We start from the raw sequence: 21,061 nt of genomic DNA, 5'->3' as shown, positions 1-21,061 counted from the left end.
CTCCTTCATAGTTTCGCTCCCGCTTCATCCCACTCCAAAGGCAGCCGAATGCGGATTCGCGTTCCTTCGCTCTTTTCACTTTCTATCGTCAGCTTGTATTTGGCTCCGAACATGAGCTTGAACCGTTCATGCACGTTGCGCAGACCGATCCCGCTCATCCGTGAGGAGCCTGAGGTGGCGGCAGGAGCGGACCCGTCCATATCCAGCCGTTCCAGCAGCGAGTCCAATGTTTCATTTGCCATGCCCACGCCGTCGTCTTCGATGAGGATTTCCCATTCCGAGCCTGAGCGCGATGTGTTGATAAACAAGGTCCCCGGCAGTTCGGCAGGCACGAGTCCATGGAAGATGGCATTTTCAATCAGCGGCTGCAGGCTGAATTTCGGCACAAGGCTGCCGAGCGTCCCCGGATCGATATCCATATCCAACTCGAAAGCGCCTTCGTAGCGGGCCATCATCAGCTCGATGTATCTTTCCGTCGCCTGCAGCTCTTCCCGGAAAGTGACGGGACGGGGCGTCGAATGCAAAATATACTGAAGCTGCTCCGTTAACGAGGCGATAAGCCGGCGCACCTTGCCGTTATTGCCGTATTGGGCTTCCAAGCCAATCGTGTTCAGCGTATTAAAAAGAAAGTGCGGACGGATCTGCGATTGCATGGCAATGAAATCCGACAGTTTCTTCTGCTCCTCCGTAGCTTTCAGTTCGGCGATCAGATCGCTGATGCGCTGCGCCATCCGATTGAAATGAAGGGCAAGCATGCCCAGTTCGTCCCTGCGCTTAAGCCGAATCCGTTCATCCAGCCGGGTAAGGTCCATCCGGTTCATCAACGTGGAGATCGCGACGATCGGCTTGCTGATGAACACGCTGATCGTATAAGAAATGCCAAGCGCAAAAAGAAACGAGAGCAGACCAAGCAGCCATACGAACCAGTTCAAGTTTTGCAGCGGCATCAGCAGCTGCTGCTGGTTCACGATCATCAGCACCTGCCAGCTGAGCGGGTTATTCCGGCTGCGGATCAGCCAGTGACCCTCCCACGATTTCTGGGTCCAGCCGGATTCGAACAATTGTTGCGGGATGCTGCTGAACTTGTATTTTCGCGCAAATACGTCGTATTCGACCAGCGGCGGCGATCCGTACACCGGTTCGTTTGTTAAATTAAGCAGCAGCATGCTGCCTTGCAGCTCGGAAGATTTGTCGGCAAAAAGTGCCGAGTACAGCTTGCTTAAGTTCAGGTCGAGCAGCAGTAAGCGGGAAGGGCTTCCTTGCTCCGCAGGAGCAATACGCAGCGCTGCGGTTACGGTGAGCTCCGATACGGGAGAATAATAGGGCCCCAGCCAGTACAAATGGTCCGTTTCCTGCACGGAAGCCATCTGAGCGAGAAACTCGTCGTTTTCGAGCAAAAACCAGGCGTAAGGCGATGTGCTCGACAGCACACGGCCGCTGCGGTCGGTTTCCAGCTCAAGCAGATGCAGATGCTGCGCATTAGGAATGTAATAAATCAGATTTGCGCCAAGCCAATTTTTTAACGTATCGGAATTTTCGCTGTGAATGCGGGCATCGTTGGCAATCGACAGAAAAAATCCTTGAATATATTTCAGGTTCGTCTGAAGGTATTCGTCCGATTTCTTGACCATCTGTTCGGCGTATTTCTTCTGGGAGGTGACGAGCAGCTCGGAGGACCGGGCGTAATACGTGTATCCGAGAATCAGGATAACGCTTTCAACCAGCAGAAAGGCGAGGAGAAATACTTTCCAGGAAATGCTTAACTTGCTCATAAATTCGATGCCGCGTTTCATCGCACCGCTCCTCCTTTTGCCACATGCTTTGCTGTCATTATAAAACAAGATGGGGCAAGGAGGAATCCGTTTGGCGCAGAAAAGTCGAAGAGAGCACGTTTTCGTACGATTTTGAATGCCGCTTGGTTCGCGGGGCGTTTATAATGACGATAGAAGGACGCTTTCCGGAGGCGCCGCTTCATGATCCCCGCAGGGGAGGAGCTGACTATTGGACAAAATCATACCGTCAAAACCTGTCTCCGCCGTTCGGTACCGGGTTCATCGGACAGGAATCAGCCGCACGTTGTGGAAATATAAAGCGCTTTATTTGATGATGCTGCCGGCTTTAATTTATTATTTGATATACCGCTATTTGCCGATGTACGGACTGCTGATCGCCTTCAAAAACTTCAGCGTCACGGACGGCATTCTCGGCAGCCCATGGATGGAGCCGTGGTACGGACACTTCCAGTTTTTTTACGAATCGCCGTATTTCACGCAGCTGTTAGGGAATACGTTTATCATCAGTTTGTATAAGCTGGTTTTCGGCATGCTGCCGCCGATTATACTGGCGCTGGCATTAAATGAATGCAAGACCGGCTGGTTTAAACGGCTGGTGCAGACGCTGAGCTATATGCCGCATTTTCTTTCATGGGTCATCATATACGGGATTTTGCTGGCGCTGCTGTCGGAAAATTCCGGTTTGTTCAACCGCTGGATTCAAGAGGCCGGCGGGGCGACGATTCCGTTCCTTACCTCGCCCGACTGGTTTCGCTCCGTGCTTGTAGGTTCCGAGATATGGCAGAACTTGGGCTGGGGGGCGATCATTTATTTGGCGGCGATGGCCGGGATCGATCCTACGCTTTATGAAGCGGCACGGGTCGACGGGGCCGGGAGGTTACGCATGATCTGGCATATTACGCTCCCGGGGATTCGCAGTGTGATTGTGCTGCTGCTGATCTTAAAGCTCGGACATATTATGGATGCGGGTTTCGATCAAATTTACATTTTATACAACATTCAAGTTTATCCGGTGGCGGACATTATCGACACTTGGGTGTATCGCACCGGGCTCCAGCAATTAAACTTCAGCTTGGGGGCGGCGGTAGGTTTGTTCAAATCGCTGATCGGCTTTGTGCTTGTGCTCGGAGCGAACCGCCTGGCGCGTAAATGGGGGGAAGGCATATGGTAAACATCCGGGGCGCGCAGCGTAAAAGCAAAGAAGATCTGGCCATCGGAGGTCTGGCTTACGTTTTGTTGGCCTTGGTTGCGGTCGCTGCGGTATTCCCGCTGCTGTTTGTTCTATCGGTATCGCTAACCCCTTACATCGAGGTGATCAAAAACGGCGGGTTCATTTTGCTGCCCAAATCGTTTACGCTGGAGGCTTATCGGTCGATGCTGAGCGAACCGGCCATTCCGCGAGCGTTTGGCGTGACCGTGACGGTTACGGCGGTTGGCACGCTGATCAACCTTGTGCTCACCGCGCTGCTCGCTTATCCGCTCAGCCGCAAATATTTGCCGGGACGCCGATTTTTTCTGCTCTATGTTGTGTTTACGCTCATTTTCAGCGGCGGCTTGATCCCGACTTACTTGGCTGTTAAAATGACCGGCCTGCTTGACTCCATCTGGGCTTTAATCATCCCTACGGCCGTATGGAGCTTTAATGTGCTGATCGTCAAAAGTTTTTTTGAACATTTGCCGGAAGAACTGTTTGAATCTGCACGTATGGACGGGGCGCAGGAGTTCCGGATTGTCTGGCAGATTGCGCTGCCGCTGTCCGCGCCGGTTATGGTTACCGTAGGTTTGTTTTATGCGGTTGGACATTGGAACCAGTTTTTTCAGGCTGTCATGTACATTACCGATCAGAAGTTGTATCCGCTGCAGCTTGTCGTCCGCAACATTTTGCTGATGACCCAGGAACCGCTGCGCGAGGCTACGGATGTCGTGCCGACCGTAACGCTGCAGATGGCGGCGGTTGTCGTAGCCAGCGTCCCGATCATTATGGTGTATCCGTTTTTGCAGCGGCATTTCGTCAAAGGGATGCTGCTTGGTTCGGTGAAAGGTTGACTTTGTGGCGCTGCAGCAGGTAATGATCAGGGGATTCAAGATGAGGAAAGGGGATCTGTAATGATGAATACGAAACGCAACACGGCTTCTGTTATGGCTGTTATGCTTGGGGCTTCCGCACTGCTTGCCGCATGCGGCGGTGGGAGTCCCGCACCTGGGGGCAGTAGCTCGACCGCCAAGACGCCTGCTTCGCCGGTTAAAATTGAAGCAATCCGCAATGGCGCGGCTTTGCCGGCGCCGGACGCCGATCCGATCAAAAAAGAGCTCGACAAAGCGCTGGGCATTGACTTAAATCTCAGCGTGTATACGACATCCGCCGATTATACGAATCAGATCAACGTACGGATGGCTTCCGGCAATGTGCCGGACTTGATCTGGGTGAGCAAAGATTTGCTGAACAGCTTTGCTTCGAAAAACCTGCTGCTCGATTTGACGCCATATTATGAAAAGGAACTCAAGCAGACCAAAGATTGGCTGGGCCCGGAAACGATGCGGCTTGGTCTCGCTTACGGCAAAAATTACGGCATTCCGAACCCCAATCAATTCGTCTACAGCACGTATTGGATTCGCAAAGATTGGCTGGATCAGCTGGGGCTGAAGATGCCCGGGACGCCGGAAGAACTGCTCAACGTCATGAAGGCGTTTACCGAGAAGGACCCGGACGGAAACGGGAAAAAGGATACGTACGGGCTTACCGGCGTCGGCTTCAATACGTTTGCTCCGGTGCTGGGGGCTTACGGCGTCGGATTGCCGCATGATTTTTACATTCGGGATAACAAGCTGCTGAATTCATTCACGGATCCGAATATGAAAGATGCGCTTGCTTTCATCAAAAAGCTGGTGGACTCGGGCGGTGTGGATCGCGAATTGTTCTCCAATTCTGGAGCGCCGGTCATTCAGCAGAAGGCGTACCAAGGGCAAGCGGGCATTGTGCAAATCAACTGGTCCGACTTCGCTAAAGACGAGCATATCGAAAAGATCAAAGCGGCCAATCCGAAAGCGCAGTGGGTGCAGGTTCCGGCCTTGAAAGGGCCGGGCGGGCAGTTTGACGGCTCCTGGCAAATCGGCACGACCAATCAAATGTTTGCCATTCCTAAGGGAGTGGAAAAAAATCCGGAAAAGCTAAAGAAAGTGTTTGATTTAATCAACTATGTGTCCTCCAAGGACGGCAGCATGCTGGTGCAATACGGCGTGAAAGGCGTTCATTACAATCTGGATAACGGCAAGGTCGTCAAAACCGACAAGCTGAACGATATCGGCTACGTATGGGACTATCAATTTACCGGTCGTCCGGACGAATTCGAATATTTGCGCGTACGTTTCCCAAGCTCCGAGAAGGCGATCGAATTCGCCAAAAACCAGCCTCGTATTCAAGCGTTAAACGGTTTTGTCGATTTTCCGACCGGTTATAATCATGCCGATGCCAGCCGGTATACGCAGGAAGAGCTGGTGAAGTTTATCTATGGCAAGCGGCCATTGGAAGAGTACGATGCTTTCGTGAAGGCGCTGATGGATAATTTCAAATACAAGTCTTATATGGACGAAGCGCAGAAAACAATTACCGGGCTGGGGCTGCTCAAATAAACCGTACAAAGGGGAGTCAGCTGGTGAGCGAATTACTCGATTTTCCGAAACGGACGATTCATCTCGATTTTCATACAGGACCGGACATTCCCGACGTAGGGACGGAATTCGACCCCGATAAGTTTGCGCGCACGTTTCTTGAGGCGCATGTGGACAGCGTAACCGTATTTGCCATGTGCCACCATGGGCATTTGTATTACGATACCGATCATCCGGCCCGCCATCCGGGACTCCCGCGAAATCTGAACCTGCTTGAACAGCAGGTGGAAGCGCTGCGTAAGGTCGGCATTCGCGCGCCGATTTATCTCAGCGTACAATGCAACGAATTTGCCGCCAACGAGCACCCGGACTGGATCGCGCTGGATGCCGAGCTGAAGCAGGTCAAGCGGGGGGCGGGCCGCTTCAAGGCGGGCTGGCAAATTCTCGACATGTCCAGCCCATATCAGGACTTTCTCGCAGATATTTTGCAAGAGGTGCTGGATCGCTTTGCTCCGGTGGACGGTGTGTTTATGGACATGTGCTGGGATCAGCCCAGCTGTTCGGTGTGGGCGGTAAAGGGGATGGCACGCAAAGGGCTGGATCCGCGCAAGGAGGAGCACCGCGCCCGGTATGCCCGCGAGGTTGCCCATGAATACATGGCGCGTTACCGAGGCATGGTCGAGGAAGCGCAGCGGAAGCACCGGCCGGCGGGCATCTGGTTCAACAGCCGTCCGAAAACAAATCTGGCCGAAGAGAAGAAGTTTTTGCGGCATGTCGAAATCGAAGCGCTGCCGACCGGCGGCTGGGGTTACGCTTATTTCCCTTATGTGGCAAGGTTCGTGCGCCCGCTGCAGCTGCCGACGTTAAGCCATACCGGCCGTTTCTTCAAAAGCTGGGGGGACAATACGTCGCTGAAACCGGAAATGGCGCTGAAATACGAGTGCTGCCAAATTTTAAGCCAAGGCATGACCAACGGCGTCGGGGATTTGCTGCATCCGAGAGGACTGCCAAGCGAAGCCGTCTATTCGCTCATCGGGCGCGTCTACCGGCATATTCAGGCGTGCGAGCCTTATGTGGAAGGCGGGAAGCTGCTGAGCCAAATTGCGCTGCTCGTCCATCCGCAGCTCGGCGACCGTCCGGGGCCGGCGGGACTAGGCGCTACCCGGGCGCTGCAGCAGCTGCGCCAGCAGTTTGACGTAGTGCCGCCGGATGCCGGGCTGGACGGCTATGAGCTGGTGATTGTGCCGGAGACAACTCGCATCGACGAGGCTTTGAAAAGCCGCTTGGAAGCTTACGTGAAGCAAGGCGGAGCTTTGATCTTGAGCGGGCCTGCGGCGCTTGGCGAGGACGACGAAGCAGTGTTGAAGGAACAAGGCGTGCGTGTGCTCGGGCCGAGCCCGTACAGCCATACGTTCCTGCACGCCTTGCCGCCGGTTTCTCAAAACTTGGCCGACTACGGCTACGTCATGTATGAACCGGGCTTTCGCATGATGCCGGAGCCTGGCGCGGAGACGCTTGCCGCCATCGGAGAGCCGTATTTCGAAAGGGAGTTCGACCGCTTCTCAGGCCACGATTATACGCCGGAGGAGCGCATCAGCGAGTATGCCGCTGCCGTGAAAAACGGGCATGTCATTACGTTTGCGGTGCCGATCTTCGAGGCCTACGGCAAACATGCGGCGCCAAACTACCGCCAGCTGCTCGGCAACTGCATCAACCTGCTGCTGGAGCGGCCGTTGGTGCGGGCTGACGGTCCCTCCCAGCTGGAAACGACCGTCGTACGCACAGCGAGCGCTACCGTCGTTCATCTGCTCAGCTTTTCCCCGGAGCGGAGAGCCGAGCAGCTCGACATCGTCGAAGATGCATTTCCGCTTGTGAACATGCCGCTGTTCATCCGGACCCCGCAAGCGCCGTCCCGGGTGTATATGGCGCCAAACGAAACGGAGCTGGAATATGAGTACAAGGACGGATATGTGAGCACGCGAGTTACGGTGCTGGACGGCCACGCGATGGTAGTCGCACTCGATTAGCGGTCGACAGCTATCGCGCACCGCCGCAAATAGCGCTGGGAGTGAGGCCGCTGAAGAAGTGAACGCTGCATGAGTGAATCATTGCGTATAAGAAAGGGAGGACGAGATGAGATATTTGGAGCATCAGTATGATTTTGTGGTGGCCGGCGGCGGCATTTCCGGCGTAGCGGCAGCCGTAACGGCGGCCCGGCTTGGTTTGAAAACGGCGCTGGTGCAGGATCGGCCTGTATTGGGCGGAGTCGGCAGCAAGGAAATTCAGGTGCCGATGGTCGGCGCCCATTCCATTGACGGCAACTACGCTTATGGCCGCGAAACCGGGCTGATGGAGGAGCTGCTGCTGGAGAATCTATACCGCAATCCGACACGCACGCCGGAATACTGGGACCTGACCTTAACCGATTTGGTTAAAAAAGAACCCGATCTTGACGTTTATCTGAACACATCGATCGTTGAGGTACAGATGAACGCGGAAGGCACGCGGATCGAATCGGTCAAAGGATACACGATTGGCGCGGAGACGTGGCATACGTTTCATGCCCCGCTGTTCAGCGACTGTACGGGAGATGCCACCGTCGGCTGTCTGGCGGGAGCGCCGTTCCGCACCGGCGCCGAAAGCCGGGCGGAATTCGGCGAAAGCTTGGCTCCGGAGGAAGCGGTGGCGACAGGCATGGGCAGCAGTATGCAATTTCGGGCGAAAGATGCGGGTGTGGCTGTGCCTTTCGTCAAACCGCAGTGGGTCAGCTTCACGTTTAACGAAGAAGACTTCGGCCCGTATCGGCCGATTCAATCGTTCCGGCGCGATCACGGAGGTTACTGGTGGATCGAATGGGGAGCGCTGTACGATCCCGTGCACGATACGAACCGGATCAAAGACGAGCTGCTGCAGGTCGTTTACGCCATGTGGGATTATTTAAAAAACCGCTCGTCCATGAAAGATTATTTAAGCACCTTTGTGCTTGATTGGGTAGGTACCGTGCCAGGCAAACGCGAGAGCCGGCGCTTGATCGGGGAGCATCTGCTCACCCAGGTCGACCTCGATTCGGGCATCGTGTTTCCCGATGCTGTCGCCTACGGCGGCTGGGGTTATGACGATCATCCTTCGACCGGAATTTTCGGCGAGAAACCAACAACGTATCATGTGTTCCACGACGCCCCTTATAACGTGCCGCTGCGCTGTTTGTATTCGGTCAAGGTGGAAAACTTGTTTTTCGCCGGCCGCAACATCAGCGCAAGCCATGTGGCCTTGTCCACGACCCGTGTCATGCTGACCTGCGGCCAGCTGGGCGAAGCGGTTGGCGCCGCTGCGGCGATGTGCAGCCGCGATGGCTGTCTGCCCAAGCAGCTGCTTCCGGCCGGCAAGCTGGCCGGGCTCCAGCAACAGCTGCTGGAACGCGACCATTACATTGCCGGGGTGCCGTATGCGGCTGCGGCCAACGTTGCCGGGCAAGCGCAGGTGACGGCGTCGTCCGAGCTGGTGCTCGGCGAATGGATGGATTCCGCCGGCGTGAAGCGGCTGGACAACGACCTGCTGCAGATGTTCCCGGTTGTCACAGAGCGGCTGGAGACGCTGACGCTGCTGCTTGACGCCAGCGAAGCAACCGAGCTGGCGTATGAGGTGTACGGCAGAGCAAAAGGGGACGGCAATGTGCCGGCGGAAGATTCGCTGCTGACCTCCGGCCGCTTGGCACTAGACGCAGGAGAGCGGCTGCTTGCAGAAATTCCGGTGGCAGCGGCTGCAGGGCAAGCAGGCTGGCACTTTCTAGTGCTGAAGCGCAATCCCGCCGTTTGCGCCCATTATGCGGGATCCGCGCCTGTCGGGGTGAAAGATATGTACGGGCTGCCGCCGCATGAAATTCACGCCAACCGCAACTGGATGTTTAACCGGAGTTTAGGATCGCCTTATCAGACATTATGTTTTGCGGTATCTCCCGCTCAGCCCGCGTACGAGGCAGCTAATGCCGTTGGCGGTTGGGACCGCCCCGTCGGGTTGCCCTGCCTGTGGAGCTCGCAGCCGACGGATTTCGCCGTTCCGGAGTGGCTGGAGCTTGCTTGGGAGCAGGCGCGGCCGGTTCAGGAAGTGCAGCTGCTTTTCGACAGCTCGCTGGACATCAACTTGAACCCAATCGCTTATGCGGGCACGGCCCAAGAATCCGATCCGCGTCATACGATACCGGCGCTGGTGCGGCATTACCGCCTGCTGGGCCGCGCTTCGGCTGATGAGCCGTGGCGTGTGCTGGCCGAGGAACGGAACAACTACCGCCGCAACCGGCTGCACCGGCTCGAAGACGGCCCGGCGGCGATCGGCCAGCTGCGCCTCGAAGTGCTCGGCACGCACGGCCTGAATCGCGCGCAGGTGTATTCGGTCCGCGTGCGTTAATCGGCGAACCCGCGGGAACAAAGCTCCTGCGGGTTTTCTTGTTGGCATGGCAACTTGATGTCGGAGCTGCGGGTTTTCCTTATTGTTAACTTAAGGTACTTGCGCCACAACAATTCCGTTTTACCGGGGAGGAAACACAATGAGCGATATCCGCAAAGCGATGCTGCAAGCGGACCGCAAGCTAAGCAAGTTTAACCCGCTGCGGCGTATTTTGTTCTACGACGATTTTGACGAAGGCATGAACGGCTGGTGTGAGCTGATCGGCAATCATGACGGCAATTTGGATCAGGTGCGGTCGATCATAGCGGACTGCCGCCCGCCCCAGCTCAGCAGCTGCAATTTTTTCGATATCGGCACACACGGCTCCATGGAGGGGACGTACAGTCTGAAGCTGGCGACCCGCCCGAAGCCGCTGCACATGAGCCAGGCGATTAAGCGGCTGACACTGCCACAGAAGGGACGTATCCAGTTTGAAACGTATTTCACGTACAAGGCCGAGCAAATGTTTCGCGAGCGTGAAGATGGGGCGGTGTGGGACGGGAACTTCGATCCGTCGGAGCTGGATTTCGGCGAGTTCACCATTTCCAACGATGTAAGCGAAGGAGCAGACGGCCGAAGATATCACTGCGCACTGCGTTATGTGAACACAAACGGTAAGGGCGAGCTGGTGCAGAAATGGATGTACAAAACGTCGGTGCAGCCGACGGCTAAGATGGAGCGGGCCAAGATGGTGCCGCCTCCGGTCGATTATCATGTGATCCACCCGGACGATTGGGCGGAGGTGCCGGGAGGCGCTCAGCAGCTGTGCTACAACGAGGTGCCGACCAAGGTAAATTGGCATTATTTGCGCTGGGTGTTCGATACGGAGCTACGCTGCAATGTCGAGCTGCAGGTCAACGACTTGACAATGGACTTGCGTGGTATTGAAGTGCCCCAATATGAGCACGCTTATGTCGGCGTCAAGCAGCTGATGAATTTTTGTGTAGATGTGCGAACTCATAAACAGGTGAGAAATTTTTTATATCTCGATTCGATTGTTGTGTCAGTCGATTGGTAGGAGGGAGACACCATGCTGAACCGGTCGTTTACCGCAGTTGTCGAAAGAAACGTCACGTTGACCGAAAACTTCATTACCGAACCTTACGAAACCGGCTGGGCCAAAGAAGCGCGCTGGTTTATCCGCATCCTGGATATGACGCCGGGAACGTCGCTCCATGTCAGGCCGCAGCTGTCGCCGGACGGTCTATTTTGGTGCGATGCGGAGTGCGCCGGGCTTACGATAAACGGGCCGGGGCCGGGAATGGTTACACTGCCGACACCGGACAATTTCGGGCATTGGCTTGCGCTGAAAGGCGCATTCATCGGCAGCGGCGATGCCGAAGCTCCGCCATCGGTTAAGCTGATCATTTATTTGGCGCTCAAGGAATGAGGGGCAACAGCCTATAAGTGTAAGAAATCATCCGATTGTGCAACGCATTGTTCGGTTCGATCGCTTAAAGTAAAAGTATCGAAAAGAACAAAGGAGGCATTCGGTTGAGAAACGTCATTATGATTTCTACGGATCAGCAGCAAGCCGGCGCCATGGGCTGTGCCGACCCCAGCTATTATACCCCTCGGCTCGACAAGCTGGCTGACCGGTCCGTCAGGTTTACCGGGGCGATCAGCACATCCGCCCAATGCTCGCCATCGCGCGCCAGCTGGATGACGGGCAAATTTCCGCATCAGGTTGGGGTTTACCAAATCGGCCATGTGCTTGATCCGCAAGATTGGGGGATCGCCAAAGAGTTTAACCGTGCCGGCTTTGAAACCGTATATTTCGGCAAATGGCATTTGGGCTTGTCACCGGCAGATCATGATTTTCAGGTGACCGATTATCGCTTGGACGGGCTTGATCTCGCCGGGGCCAACCCCGATCCGCGGTACCACAGCCATCAAGATGCGCTGACTACAACGCAGGCATTGAATTATTTGGACGACTATGATGGCGGCAAACATTTTTTTATGAAGCTATGCTGGTATATGCCCCATCCCAATACGCCGCAGCGCGGCGTACCGTTCGAGCGGATCGGCCGTTACGCGGAGCGGTTTCCGCTTGAAGACATGCCGGTCCCGGGCAGCTTTTATGAAGACGATTTGTCCGGCAAACCGCCGTTTCAGCAGGAGCGTTCGGCGACCGGGGAATCAAGTCTAAGCGAGGACATCGTTCGCGAAGATGCGCAGAAATATCGCAGCATGCTGGCGCTGATGGATTCGTACTTGGGGCGCTTGATGGATAAGCTGGAAGCGAAGGGAATGCTGGAGGATACGGTTATCTTATTCACCAGTGATCACGGCGATATGCAGGGGGCCCACCGCTTGCGTCTGAAGGGGGTGCTGCCGTACAAGGAGCTTTACAACGTGCCGCTGATTTTGTATGTGCCCGGGCAAGAGCCTAAACGAAAAGTGATTCCCGACCTGCTCTCGACTTCCGCGGTGACAGGCACGCTGCTGGATGCGGCAGGTATTCCGGTGCCCGAGGAATGCGAGGGCGGCTCTCTGCTCCCGGTGCTGGGTCGCGATGCTCCTCCGGATGGGGAACACGTATTTTTCGAACACTATAAAGCTTATTGGGGCCATCATCCGATGATCGGCGTGCAAACCGCGGAATGGAAATACGTTTATTATTTGGACGATCAAATGGAAGAGATGTACGATCTGCGCAACGATCCGGATGAAATCGTCAATGTGGCCGGCAAGCAGGAGGCCGAACAGTCTCGAATCCGACTGCGGCACATGGTGGAAGATTGGTGGGAGGCAACGGGCGCATTCACACGCCAGGCTATCCAGGATCCGGAAAGCAGATGGGGCCAAAATAGCAAATGATTGCAGTTAAGAAGGCGAGAGGTTCTCGTCTTCTTTTTCATTTTTGGACAAGTTTTCAGAAGATCGGATAATGTAGCGTACTACGGCCGGCGATCCGGTTGCAGGATATTCGGGCCCGACCCAGAAGTAGTAGAGACAACAAGGAGGTGCTTCAAGGTGTACCACGTATTAGTGGCCGAAGACGAGCATTGGATACGCAGCGGGCTTGTTGAAATGATCGACCGGATCGGCGGCGGCTTTAAAGTCGTCGGGGAAGCCGAAAACGGAACCGAAGCTTGGAATTTAATTCAGGAACTGCATCCGTCCGTGCTGATTACCGATATCATGATGCCCCAGATGGACGGGCTGTCGTTAATCAAACAGATCGATGAGACGAAGCTTCCGATTGTAAGCGTCATCATCAGCGGATACGATAACTTCTCTTATGCGCAGCAGGGCATCCGGTACGGGGTTTCGGAATATTTGCTCAAGCCGGTCCGTCCCGAAATGCTGCAAGAGGCTCTGCAAAGATCGATTCACAGGCTGGAGCTGCTTCAACCCATACATCAACAGCTGATGCAGATTCAAGCTTTTATCGATCAGATTCAAAGTATGGATCCGCAGCAATTGAATACGGAGCAAGCACAGCTGACCCAATCGATCGTCAAAAACCGCCAATGCCACCCCAGTTTCAGAATGGGACTGCTTCGCATTTTGGCGGGAAAGCTGAACGAATTGCTGGAAACATTTTATCCGGATTACGAGAAGATCACAATTGAGCAGGAAAAAGAAGAGACGTTCAAAAAGCATATTCAGCGGTTGACGGAATTATGGTGCAAAATGAGCCAAAGCCAAGATCATAAGCGGTCCTTCCGGCTTATTATCAAGCAGGCGTGCGATTATGCGGAAAAGCGCTACATGCAGGAAATCAGTTTGTCGCACATTTCTGAGACGGTGGGGCTCAGCGTCTCGCATTTCAGCGCTTTGTTTAAGCAGCATACAGGCGATTCGTTCGTGAATTACATGAACCGCATCCGCATCGATAAAGCAAAGCAGCTGCTGCTGGAGCCCGATCTCAAAATATACCAGGTGGCCGATATGGTCGGTTTTTCATCGGTGCCTTATTTCACGAGAGTGTTCAAAAACATAACGGGCTTATCGCCAAACGAGTTCCGAAAAGGTATGGGCATATGAGACGGCTGTGGATGCGATTTCCTACCAAATGGAGTATGGTCGTGTTGTTTCTGGGGATCAGCTTGATTTCAATTGTCATCATGGGCCTTGTCTCCCATATCAATTACAGCAACGCGGTCAAGAAGGATTTCCATACGGTTACCGACGAAGCGACCAAGCGGCTCAACCATCATATTGAGTTTTACTTCGAGCAGCTGTCGAAATCGACAAAAACGTTGATGAACGAAGAGCTGATTCAGACTTGGTTTGACGGCAGCCGCAAGCTGACGGCTTTTGATACGGATGATATTGAAGCGATGCTGCGGAGAAATGTCGCATTTAACTACAATGAAGTGGCCGGCCTGTTTCTCAAGTCATTGGACAATCGGGTGCTGGCCACCCGGATATATTATTCGGCGGATTCGGCTTTTGCTTCCGAGCCGTGGTACAAGGTGCCTTTTTCCGAGCAAAAAATATTGCTGCCGACACATACGATCACTTATCCGCAGCAGACCGGCATGTCCGTTGTTTCCATGATTACGCCGGTGTACAGCCACACGACGCTTGAACCGATCGGTTCCGTCGTGATCGATTTGTCGCTTAAAGAGATTGAGGCTACTTTGGAGCGCTCCAAGCTAGGGGAGACCGGGCAGTTTATGCTGCTGTCACAGGACAATACCGTGGTTTATTTCTCCGACAAAAGCTGGCTGGGGCGTAAACTCTCGGACACGCCGCTTGGAGGCATTAACATGCCGGAAGAGGGGGGCGTTAATACGCAGTCGGTTGGCGGCAAAAAGGTGCTGGTGTCCACAAGCAGCTCCAAAGTATCGGGTTGGAAGGTGGTCGCCATCGTTCCGTTTGACGAGATGGCCAGCGGCCTCTATACGGCCAGGAATGCAACGATGCTTGCATCGCTTCTGCTGGGGATCATCGTGATTTTGCTCGTTCCGCGTGTCTCCGACTTGTTTGTTAATCCCGTGCTTCATCTAAAGATCAACATGGACAAAGTATTCCAGGGCAATTACGAGACCCGAGCGGAGTTTCATCAGGGCCGCAATGAATTTCAGAAGCTGAATTACAGCTTTAATAAAATGGTCGAACAACTGAACGACCAGCTGAATACGATCTCCGATTTGAAGGTTCAGGAAATTCACGCCCGCCTGCGCCAGAAAGAAGCGTACATCCAAGCGCTGCAAAACCAGATCAACCCCCATTTATTGTATAACTCGCTGGATGTGATCAAAAGCATCGGTTACATCCATAACGATGAAATGATCGTCAGCATGGCCGGCAATTTGGCCGATGTGTACCGTTATACCGCGAAAATATCCGACAACGAAGTGAAGCTGAAGGAAGAATTGGATATTCTCGAAAAATATTTGGAGATTACCCACATTCGTTTTCCGAAGAAATTTCAGAGCCGCCTTACCGTAAACCCCAAGTTCTACGAGTGCAGGCTTGTCAAACTTACCGTTCAGCCGCTTGTCGAAAATGCGGTGAAATACGCAGTTGAGCCGCGTGGCGGCAATGCCGCAATCATCGTCAGCGCCTACGATGACGAGAATGATCTGATTATCGAAATCGCCGATAACGGGGAAGGCATGTCCGAGTCCAAGCTGGCGGAAGTGACAACAAGGTTAAACGAGCTTGCTGAAAACGGGAGAGGGCATGAACAGCCGCAAGCGGAATCGCTGGGTTTGGCGAACGTGCACACCCGCTTGTTACTAAAATACGGAGAAGGATACGGAATCACCCTTTCTTCTTTTCCCGGCCGCGGTACCGTCGTGTCGATCCGCATCCCTATGAGCGTGCCAAGTTAACAAATCATACAATCGTGTAAAGCCAATCGAACCTTGATTCCCCTATGATAAGTAAGAACCATCACAATACTGCAAGTGAAAGGGGAACATTATGAAAAAGAATCTATTGGTTGCGTGTGCTCTATTGCTTTCGGCAGGCAGCGTTATCGGCTGCTCCAAGCCGGATGCCGCAGCAGGCAATGCATCCGCCCCAAAGGCCGGCGAAAAGACCGCAGCAAACGCCGATTTGAACGAAAAATTGTCCATAACCTGGATGGCGCGTTCGTATCAAGGCGGCGGCTGGCCGGACGATCACCCGATGATTAAGGAACTGAACAAAAAGTTCAACGTAGATTTGAAAATCCAATGGGTGCCTGCCGCCAATTATAAAGAGAAGCTGAACGTGCTGGCGGCGTCCAATGATTTTCCCGACATGTTTCTGGTCCTAAGTCCCGAATTTAACAAATGGAAGAAGCAAGGTTTATTTTTGGATGCGGCACCGATGTTAAATGAATATCCGAATTTGGCAAAAATTCCGAAGGACGCGCTTAATCCTTTGAACCCGAAAGGCAAGGTGCTGGGTTTTCCTTATTATTTGACACAATCCAGAGATACGTTATCCGTACGGGAAGATTGGCTGAAAAAGCTGGGATTGCCGCAGCCTAAAACGATCGACGAGTTTTATGAAGTTGCGAAGGCGTTTGCTGCCAAGGATCCCGACGGCAACGGGAAGCAGGATACGACCGGGTTTTCGTTTTATATCGAAACGACGACCAATACGATTCGCGACATTGAATTCCTCATGGCCGGCTTTGGCTTAGCCAACCAATGGAAGGAAGAAAACGGCAAATTGATTCCTTACCAGACGCAAGTGGAGGAATGGAAGCAGTTTCTGACCTTCATGAACAAAGCTTATAACGAGGGCGTACTTGATAAAGACTTCGGCGTGAACAAAGTCAGGTCGACGGTGGAGAAGTTCGAGGGCAACAAAGTCGGCTTTGCTTACCTCAATCCTAACGATTGGAACAATCATTTGAACGCTACCAAAAAGCTGGCGCCGGAGGCCGTAATCACCGCTATCGATCCGCCCAAAGGGCCTACAGGCTTGACCGGGACGCAAAACTTGGACATGCTCGACAAAAATGTCATTAACGCCAAAATCGATCCGAAGAAGCAGCGCCGTATCTTGATGATCCTAGATTATTTCCTGTCCCCGGAGGGCTCGGATTTCATCAAGCACGGAATTGAAGGCGTTCATTACAAAAAGATATCCGCAGATAAATATGAGAAGCTGGAGGCGGCGGACAAGGATCGCCAAAATCTGCTTAACAACTGGATATTCCGCCCGTTTGACCCGAGCATCCAAATGTACAAGTGGGAAGACCCTGCCCAACATAAGATGATCCGCGACATGTTTGCCAATAATGAAAAGCACAAATGGCCGAATAAAGGAGCAGGGCTCGAATCCGATACGTTAAACCGCGCGGGAGCCAATCTGAACATTAAATTTATGGAGACGGTGTCCAAAATCATTATGGGCCGCGAACCAGTATCCGCGATTGAAAAAGCGTCCCAGGACTGGCTGGCGAACGGCGGCAGCAAAATTGCCGAAGAAATCAATAAATCTTACACGGAATAACGGTTTCGTGAAATCCCCGAATCTGCAGGCGGTACGCACGCGGACTCGGGGATTTTTGTATCGCAAATCAGACGATCGGATAACGACTTCGGCTTGTTCAGCCTTTATGATCATGCTGTATGCTGAAAAAATTTATGTTATGGAGCTGAGACAACCGATGAGAATATTGTTTCTGGATTTGGATTCAACCAGCCCGGATCATTTGGGATGTTACGGTTATCACCGGAACACTTCGCCGAATATCGACCGCATGGCGGCGGAAGGCGTGCGGTTTACCAATTATTATACGTCCGACGCCCCGTGCGCCCCGTCCCGGACAGCGCTGATGAGCGGCAAATTCGGCATCGTCAACGGTCTTGTAGGTCACGGCGGGACAGCCGGAGATATGAAGCTGGAAGGCACCGAACGCGAGCTGATGGGCAAGCTGACCCGGGGAGGAGCGCTTCCGTCGTTCCTGAATCTTGGGGCTGATCTGCATACGGTGTTAATCAGTCCTTTTGCCCAGAGACATTCAACCTTTCATTTCTACGCGGGCTTTAACGAAATCATGAATACGGGCAGATACGGCAACGAATCCGCCGAACACGTAACGCCGGCGGCGCTCGATTGGGTAGCGCGCAACGCCAGCCGGGACAACTGGTTCCTGTACATTAATTATTGGGATCCGCATACGCCTTACCGCGCGCCGATGGAATTCGGCAATCCGTTCGAGCATGAACCGCTCCCCGACTGGCTGACTGAAGAGGTGCTGGAAAGACATAAGACGATGGTTGGCTCTCATAGCGTGCATGAGCTGAATATCGACCACCGGAATAAAAAATACAACAATGAGACAAACCCGAATTTCCCGCGTCATCCGGGCGATATACCGGATATGGATGCGATGAGAACGATGATCGACGGATATGACTGCGGCATCCGTTATATGGATGAGCATCTAGGCCGTTTGTTTGCGGCGCTGGAAGAGCAAGGCGTTATGGACGATCTAATCGTCATCATATCTGCGGATCACGGGGAAAATATGGGCCAGCTCGGCATCTACGGAGAACATGCTACCGCCGACCAAGGCACCTGCCGGATTCCGATGATTATCCGCTGGCCGGGCATGCAGCAGGGAAGCGTCGACGGCGGTTTGCATTACCACCTTGATTTGCTGCCGACGCTTGCGGAGATGCTGGATTGTCCGCCGATTCCCGATTGGCACGGGCGGAGCTACGCCCCGGCGCTTAAAGAAGGAACCGATTGCGGGCGCGATTATGTGGTCGTTTCTCAATGCGCACACGTTGCGCAGCGGTCCGTCCGCTTCCGCGACTGGATGTATATACGTACTTACCATGACGGCTTCCATTTGTTTGACGAGGAGATGCTGTACAATTTGGCCGAGGATCCAAAAGAGCAGTTTAATGTGGCGGCACAACATATAGCAATTTGCCACGAAGCGGTTTATTATTTAAATCAGTGGCACGACAACATGATGCGCCTCAACAGCGATGCCGTCGATCCGTTATGGACCGTTATTCGGGAAGGCGGTCCGTTCCATGCCCGGGGTTACCTGCAGGAATATACCAAGCGGCTTGAAGAGACGGGCAGAGGGCATCTTGTACCCGAGCTGGTGCGCAGGCATCCGGAGGAGTTTCCGGCGGAGCCGAAAGCTCCAGTGCTCGGGCGCATGCAAGCCAAGATCGGAGCGAAAATGGCCGGGAAGTGACGTTTCAAGGAGGGATGGATCGGGATACAGGCACACGGGTATATGGAGGAGATGGAAGAGGCTCCAAAAGGAATGTACCAGGATTCAAGGAGGGATGGATCGGGATGAAAAGCAATGTGGTAAGACCAAATATATTATGGATCTCGCTGGAGGATACGAGCCCGAGATTCGGCTGTTATGGGGATCCGCTGGCGCGGACCCCTCACATCGACAATCTGGCGGCGGAAGGCACGATATACCCGAATGCATTTTCTACGGCGGGCGTGTGCTCTCCCAGCCGCTCCGCGATTATTACCGGCATGTACCCGACGTCGATCGGGGCACAACATATGCGCACTGAACACGTCAATAAACATACGCCGGAGCTGCCGACGCCTTATTATGCGGTGCCGCCCGCTTATGTGAAGACGTTTACCGAATATTTGCGGGCGGACGGATATTTTTGCACGAACAATTTCAAGACGGACTACCAGTTTCCGTCACCACTAACCGCATGGGACGAAGACGGGAAACAGGCACATTGGCGCCACCGCGAGCCGGGACAGCCATTCTTCGCCGTATTTAATCATCTATTGACGCACGAAAGCAGCATGTGGGGAGACATGATTCGAAACCATTACAGTCCGGACACGGTACTTCCAGCCGTCACGGATCCGGAGCAGATCGATGACCACTGGAGATTTCTCGCAAAAAGCAATGAAATCGGGACAGCGGTTCGTCCGGAACAGTACAAAAGCGGAGGAATGCATGCCAAGCTTAGGCGGAGAAAGTTGTACGCGATAGCCGGAGATCGTGCCCTGGTCTTCCAGCTTGCGAAGTCTTTCCGTTAAGGCCGGCTGAGACATATTGATTTGTCTGCTCATTTCGGCGACGGGTATCCGCGCATTCTCATGCAATAATTCGAGCATTTTTACATCGACTTGATCCATTATTATTTCCTCCTTAAATAATTAGGTTGATTATTAATATTAGTTTAATTAATAAGGTTGAATTGGTGTATATACTTAATAATAATATGTCAATATGCAATTTTCCATTATAAAATGATCGTATTCCAACACAAAGGAGAATACAAGATGACAATAAGTCTGCATGCCCCGATAACGTTGGGCGGAGTCACCCTCAGGAACCGGTTGGTTATGGCGCCGATGCAGCAGTACAAGGGAACTTCCGAAGCTTTTGCCGTCAGCCATCACATTGAATTTTACGGCCGGAGGGCGCGCCATGTGGGGCTTGTGATCGCTGAATCCACTGCCGTATCGCCCAACGGGAGACTGTGGGAGAACGATATCGGCATTTTCACGGATCGCCACGTGGAGCCGCTAAAGAAAATGACAAATGCCGTTCACGAGCAGGGGACGCCGATTTTCGTACAACTGTCGCACGGAGGCAGAAAATCTTCGCCCCAGGTAACCCGCTCGTTGATTGCGCCAAGCGCGATTGCGTTCGACGATCATTACGGAACACCCGCTGCGCTTACATCGGAAGGCATCGACAGAGTTATCGGGGACTATCGAACGGCGGCAAAGCGCAGCTTGGAGGCAGGATTTGACGGAATCGAGCTTCACGCGGCCCACGGCTTTCTTCTTCATCAGTTCGCTTCGCCCTTATCCAACGCACGGGAAGATGCCTATGGCGGAAGCACCGAGAACAGGGCGAGATTGTTGAAGGAGGTTCTTCATGCGGTTCGGGGAGAGGTAGGACGGAACTATCCGGTGATCGTGCGAATTTCCGCAACGGACTATTGCGCGGGAGGACTTACTCCGGAGGAGTGGGCGCGAATGCTGAAGCCGCTTGAGCCGCAGCTGGACGCGATTCATGTCTCCAGCGGCGGACTTCTTCCGCTGCGTCCCAATGACGTTTACCCGGCTTACCAGCTGCCGCACGCGGCGGCGATCAAGCCGCATTTTCAAATTCCGGTCATTGCCGTGGGCAAAATCCATAGCCGCAGTCTTGCAGAGCGCATCCTTGATGATCGACTTGCCGACTGTATAGCTATCGGCACTCCCCTGCTGGAGGATCCGGACTTTGCTGAATACTTGCTTGCCCAATAAGAACATAGTCGCCATACAATGAGTCGGACGAGCTTGCTCGT

Annotated in this window: 15 protein-coding genes and 1 pseudogene; 14 read left to right on the top strand and 2 right to left on the bottom strand. The window is 53.6% G+C overall.

Annotated features, from left to right (window positions below; genetic code table 11):
- Positions 1-5 precede the first annotated feature (5 nt).
- Positions 6-1,793 (bottom strand): sensor histidine kinase, encoded by a 1,788-nt coding sequence (locus EYB31_RS25510; protein WP_131016249.1) that lies wholly within the window; start codon positions 1,791-1,793, stop codon positions 6-8.
- Positions 1,794-2,103: 310 nt separating this feature from the next.
- Here EYB31_RS25510 and EYB31_RS25505 point away from each other — a divergent pair, with 310 nt between their 5' ends.
- From EYB31_RS25505 to EYB31_RS25445, 13 genes are all read left to right on the top strand, one after another.
- Positions 2,104-2,964 (top strand): ABC transporter permease, encoded by an 861-nt coding sequence (locus EYB31_RS25505; protein WP_131016284.1) that lies wholly within the window; start codon positions 2,104-2,106, stop codon positions 2,962-2,964.
- Positions 2,958-3,839 (top strand): carbohydrate ABC transporter permease, encoded by an 882-nt coding sequence (locus tag EYB31_RS25500; RefSeq protein ID WP_131016248.1) that lies wholly within the window; start codon positions 2,958-2,960, stop codon positions 3,837-3,839. Before EYB31_RS25505 ends, EYB31_RS25500 begins: the two co-directional genes overlap by 7 nt.
- 60 nt (positions 3,840-3,899) lie before the next feature.
- Entirely contained in the window at positions 3,900-5,423 is a 1,524-nt protein-coding gene (locus tag EYB31_RS25495) for an extracellular solute-binding protein (protein ID WP_240762844.1), read from the top strand.
- Between the two features lie 23 nt (positions 5,424-5,446).
- Positions 5,447-7,429 (top strand): alpha-amylase family protein, encoded by a 1,983-nt coding sequence (locus tag EYB31_RS25490; protein WP_131016247.1) that lies wholly within the window; start codon positions 5,447-5,449, stop codon positions 7,427-7,429.
- Between the two features lie 106 nt (positions 7,430-7,535).
- On the top strand, positions 7,536-9,806 hold the full coding sequence (locus EYB31_RS25485) for an FAD-dependent oxidoreductase (RefSeq protein WP_131016246.1): 2,271 nt from the start codon (positions 7,536-7,538) through the stop codon (positions 9,804-9,806).
- A 139-nt stretch (positions 9,807-9,945) separates the two neighbouring features.
- Positions 9,946-10,863, top strand: a complete 918-nt coding sequence (locus tag EYB31_RS25480; RefSeq protein WP_131016245.1) for a DUF6772 family protein — start codon at positions 9,946-9,948, stop codon at positions 10,861-10,863.
- A gap of 12 nt (positions 10,864-10,875) precedes the next feature.
- Entirely contained in the window at positions 10,876-11,235 is a 360-nt protein-coding gene (locus EYB31_RS25475; RefSeq protein WP_131016244.1) for a hypothetical protein, read from the top strand.
- Between the two features lie 104 nt (positions 11,236-11,339).
- Positions 11,340-12,668, top strand: a complete 1,329-nt coding sequence (locus EYB31_RS25470; protein ID WP_131016243.1) for a sulfatase family protein — start codon at positions 11,340-11,342, stop codon at positions 12,666-12,668.
- 156 nt (positions 12,669-12,824) lie between these two features.
- Positions 12,825-13,841 carry a response regulator gene (locus tag EYB31_RS25465; RefSeq protein ID WP_131016242.1) on the top strand — a complete coding sequence of 339 codons (1,017 nt, stop codon included), beginning with the start codon at positions 12,825-12,827 and terminating at the stop codon, positions 13,839-13,841.
- Positions 13,838-15,640, top strand: coding sequence for a cache domain-containing sensor histidine kinase (locus EYB31_RS25460; RefSeq protein WP_131016241.1), 1,803 nt, complete (start codon positions 13,838-13,840; stop codon positions 15,638-15,640). The genes EYB31_RS25465 and EYB31_RS25460 overlap by 4 nt, the downstream gene beginning before the upstream one ends.
- Positions 15,641-15,731: 91 nt before the next feature.
- A complete protein-coding gene (locus EYB31_RS25455) occupies positions 15,732-17,258 on the top strand; it encodes an extracellular solute-binding protein (protein WP_131016240.1) in 1,527 nt (508 codons plus the stop codon).
- A 157-nt stretch (positions 17,259-17,415) separates the two neighbouring features.
- The gene (locus tag EYB31_RS25450; protein WP_131016282.1) at positions 17,416-18,966 is read left to right on the top strand and encodes a sulfatase family protein; all 1,551 of its coding nucleotides are present in this window, start codon (positions 17,416-17,418) and stop codon (positions 18,964-18,966) included.
- Between the two features lie 104 nt (positions 18,967-19,070).
- Complete coding sequence (locus tag EYB31_RS25445; protein ID WP_240762842.1) at positions 19,071-19,796, top strand: sulfatase-like hydrolase/transferase; 726 nt, start codon at positions 19,071-19,073, stop codon at positions 19,794-19,796.
- A gap of 15 nt (positions 19,797-19,811) precedes the next feature.
- On the opposite strand, the pseudogene EYB31_RS40980 reads toward EYB31_RS25445, so the two are convergent.
- Positions 19,812-19,874 (bottom strand): annotated as a pseudogene (locus EYB31_RS40980) (AsnC family transcriptional regulator); the annotation flags it as partial.
- Between the two features lie 168 nt (positions 19,875-20,042).
- Here EYB31_RS40980 and EYB31_RS25435 point away from each other — a divergent pair.
- Entirely contained in the window at positions 20,043-21,020 is a 978-nt protein-coding gene (locus tag EYB31_RS25435; protein WP_131016238.1) for an oxidoreductase, read from the top strand.
- Positions 21,021-21,061 lie beyond the last annotated feature (41 nt).

This window comes from Paenibacillus thalictri, from assembly GCF_004307995.1.
Taxonomy (GTDB): Bacteria; Bacillota; Bacilli; order Paenibacillales; family NBRC-103111; genus Paenibacillus_AF; species Paenibacillus_AF thalictri.
The sequence above is the reverse complement of the archived record's forward strand: the minus strand, read 5'-3'. Positions and strand labels throughout refer to the sequence as shown.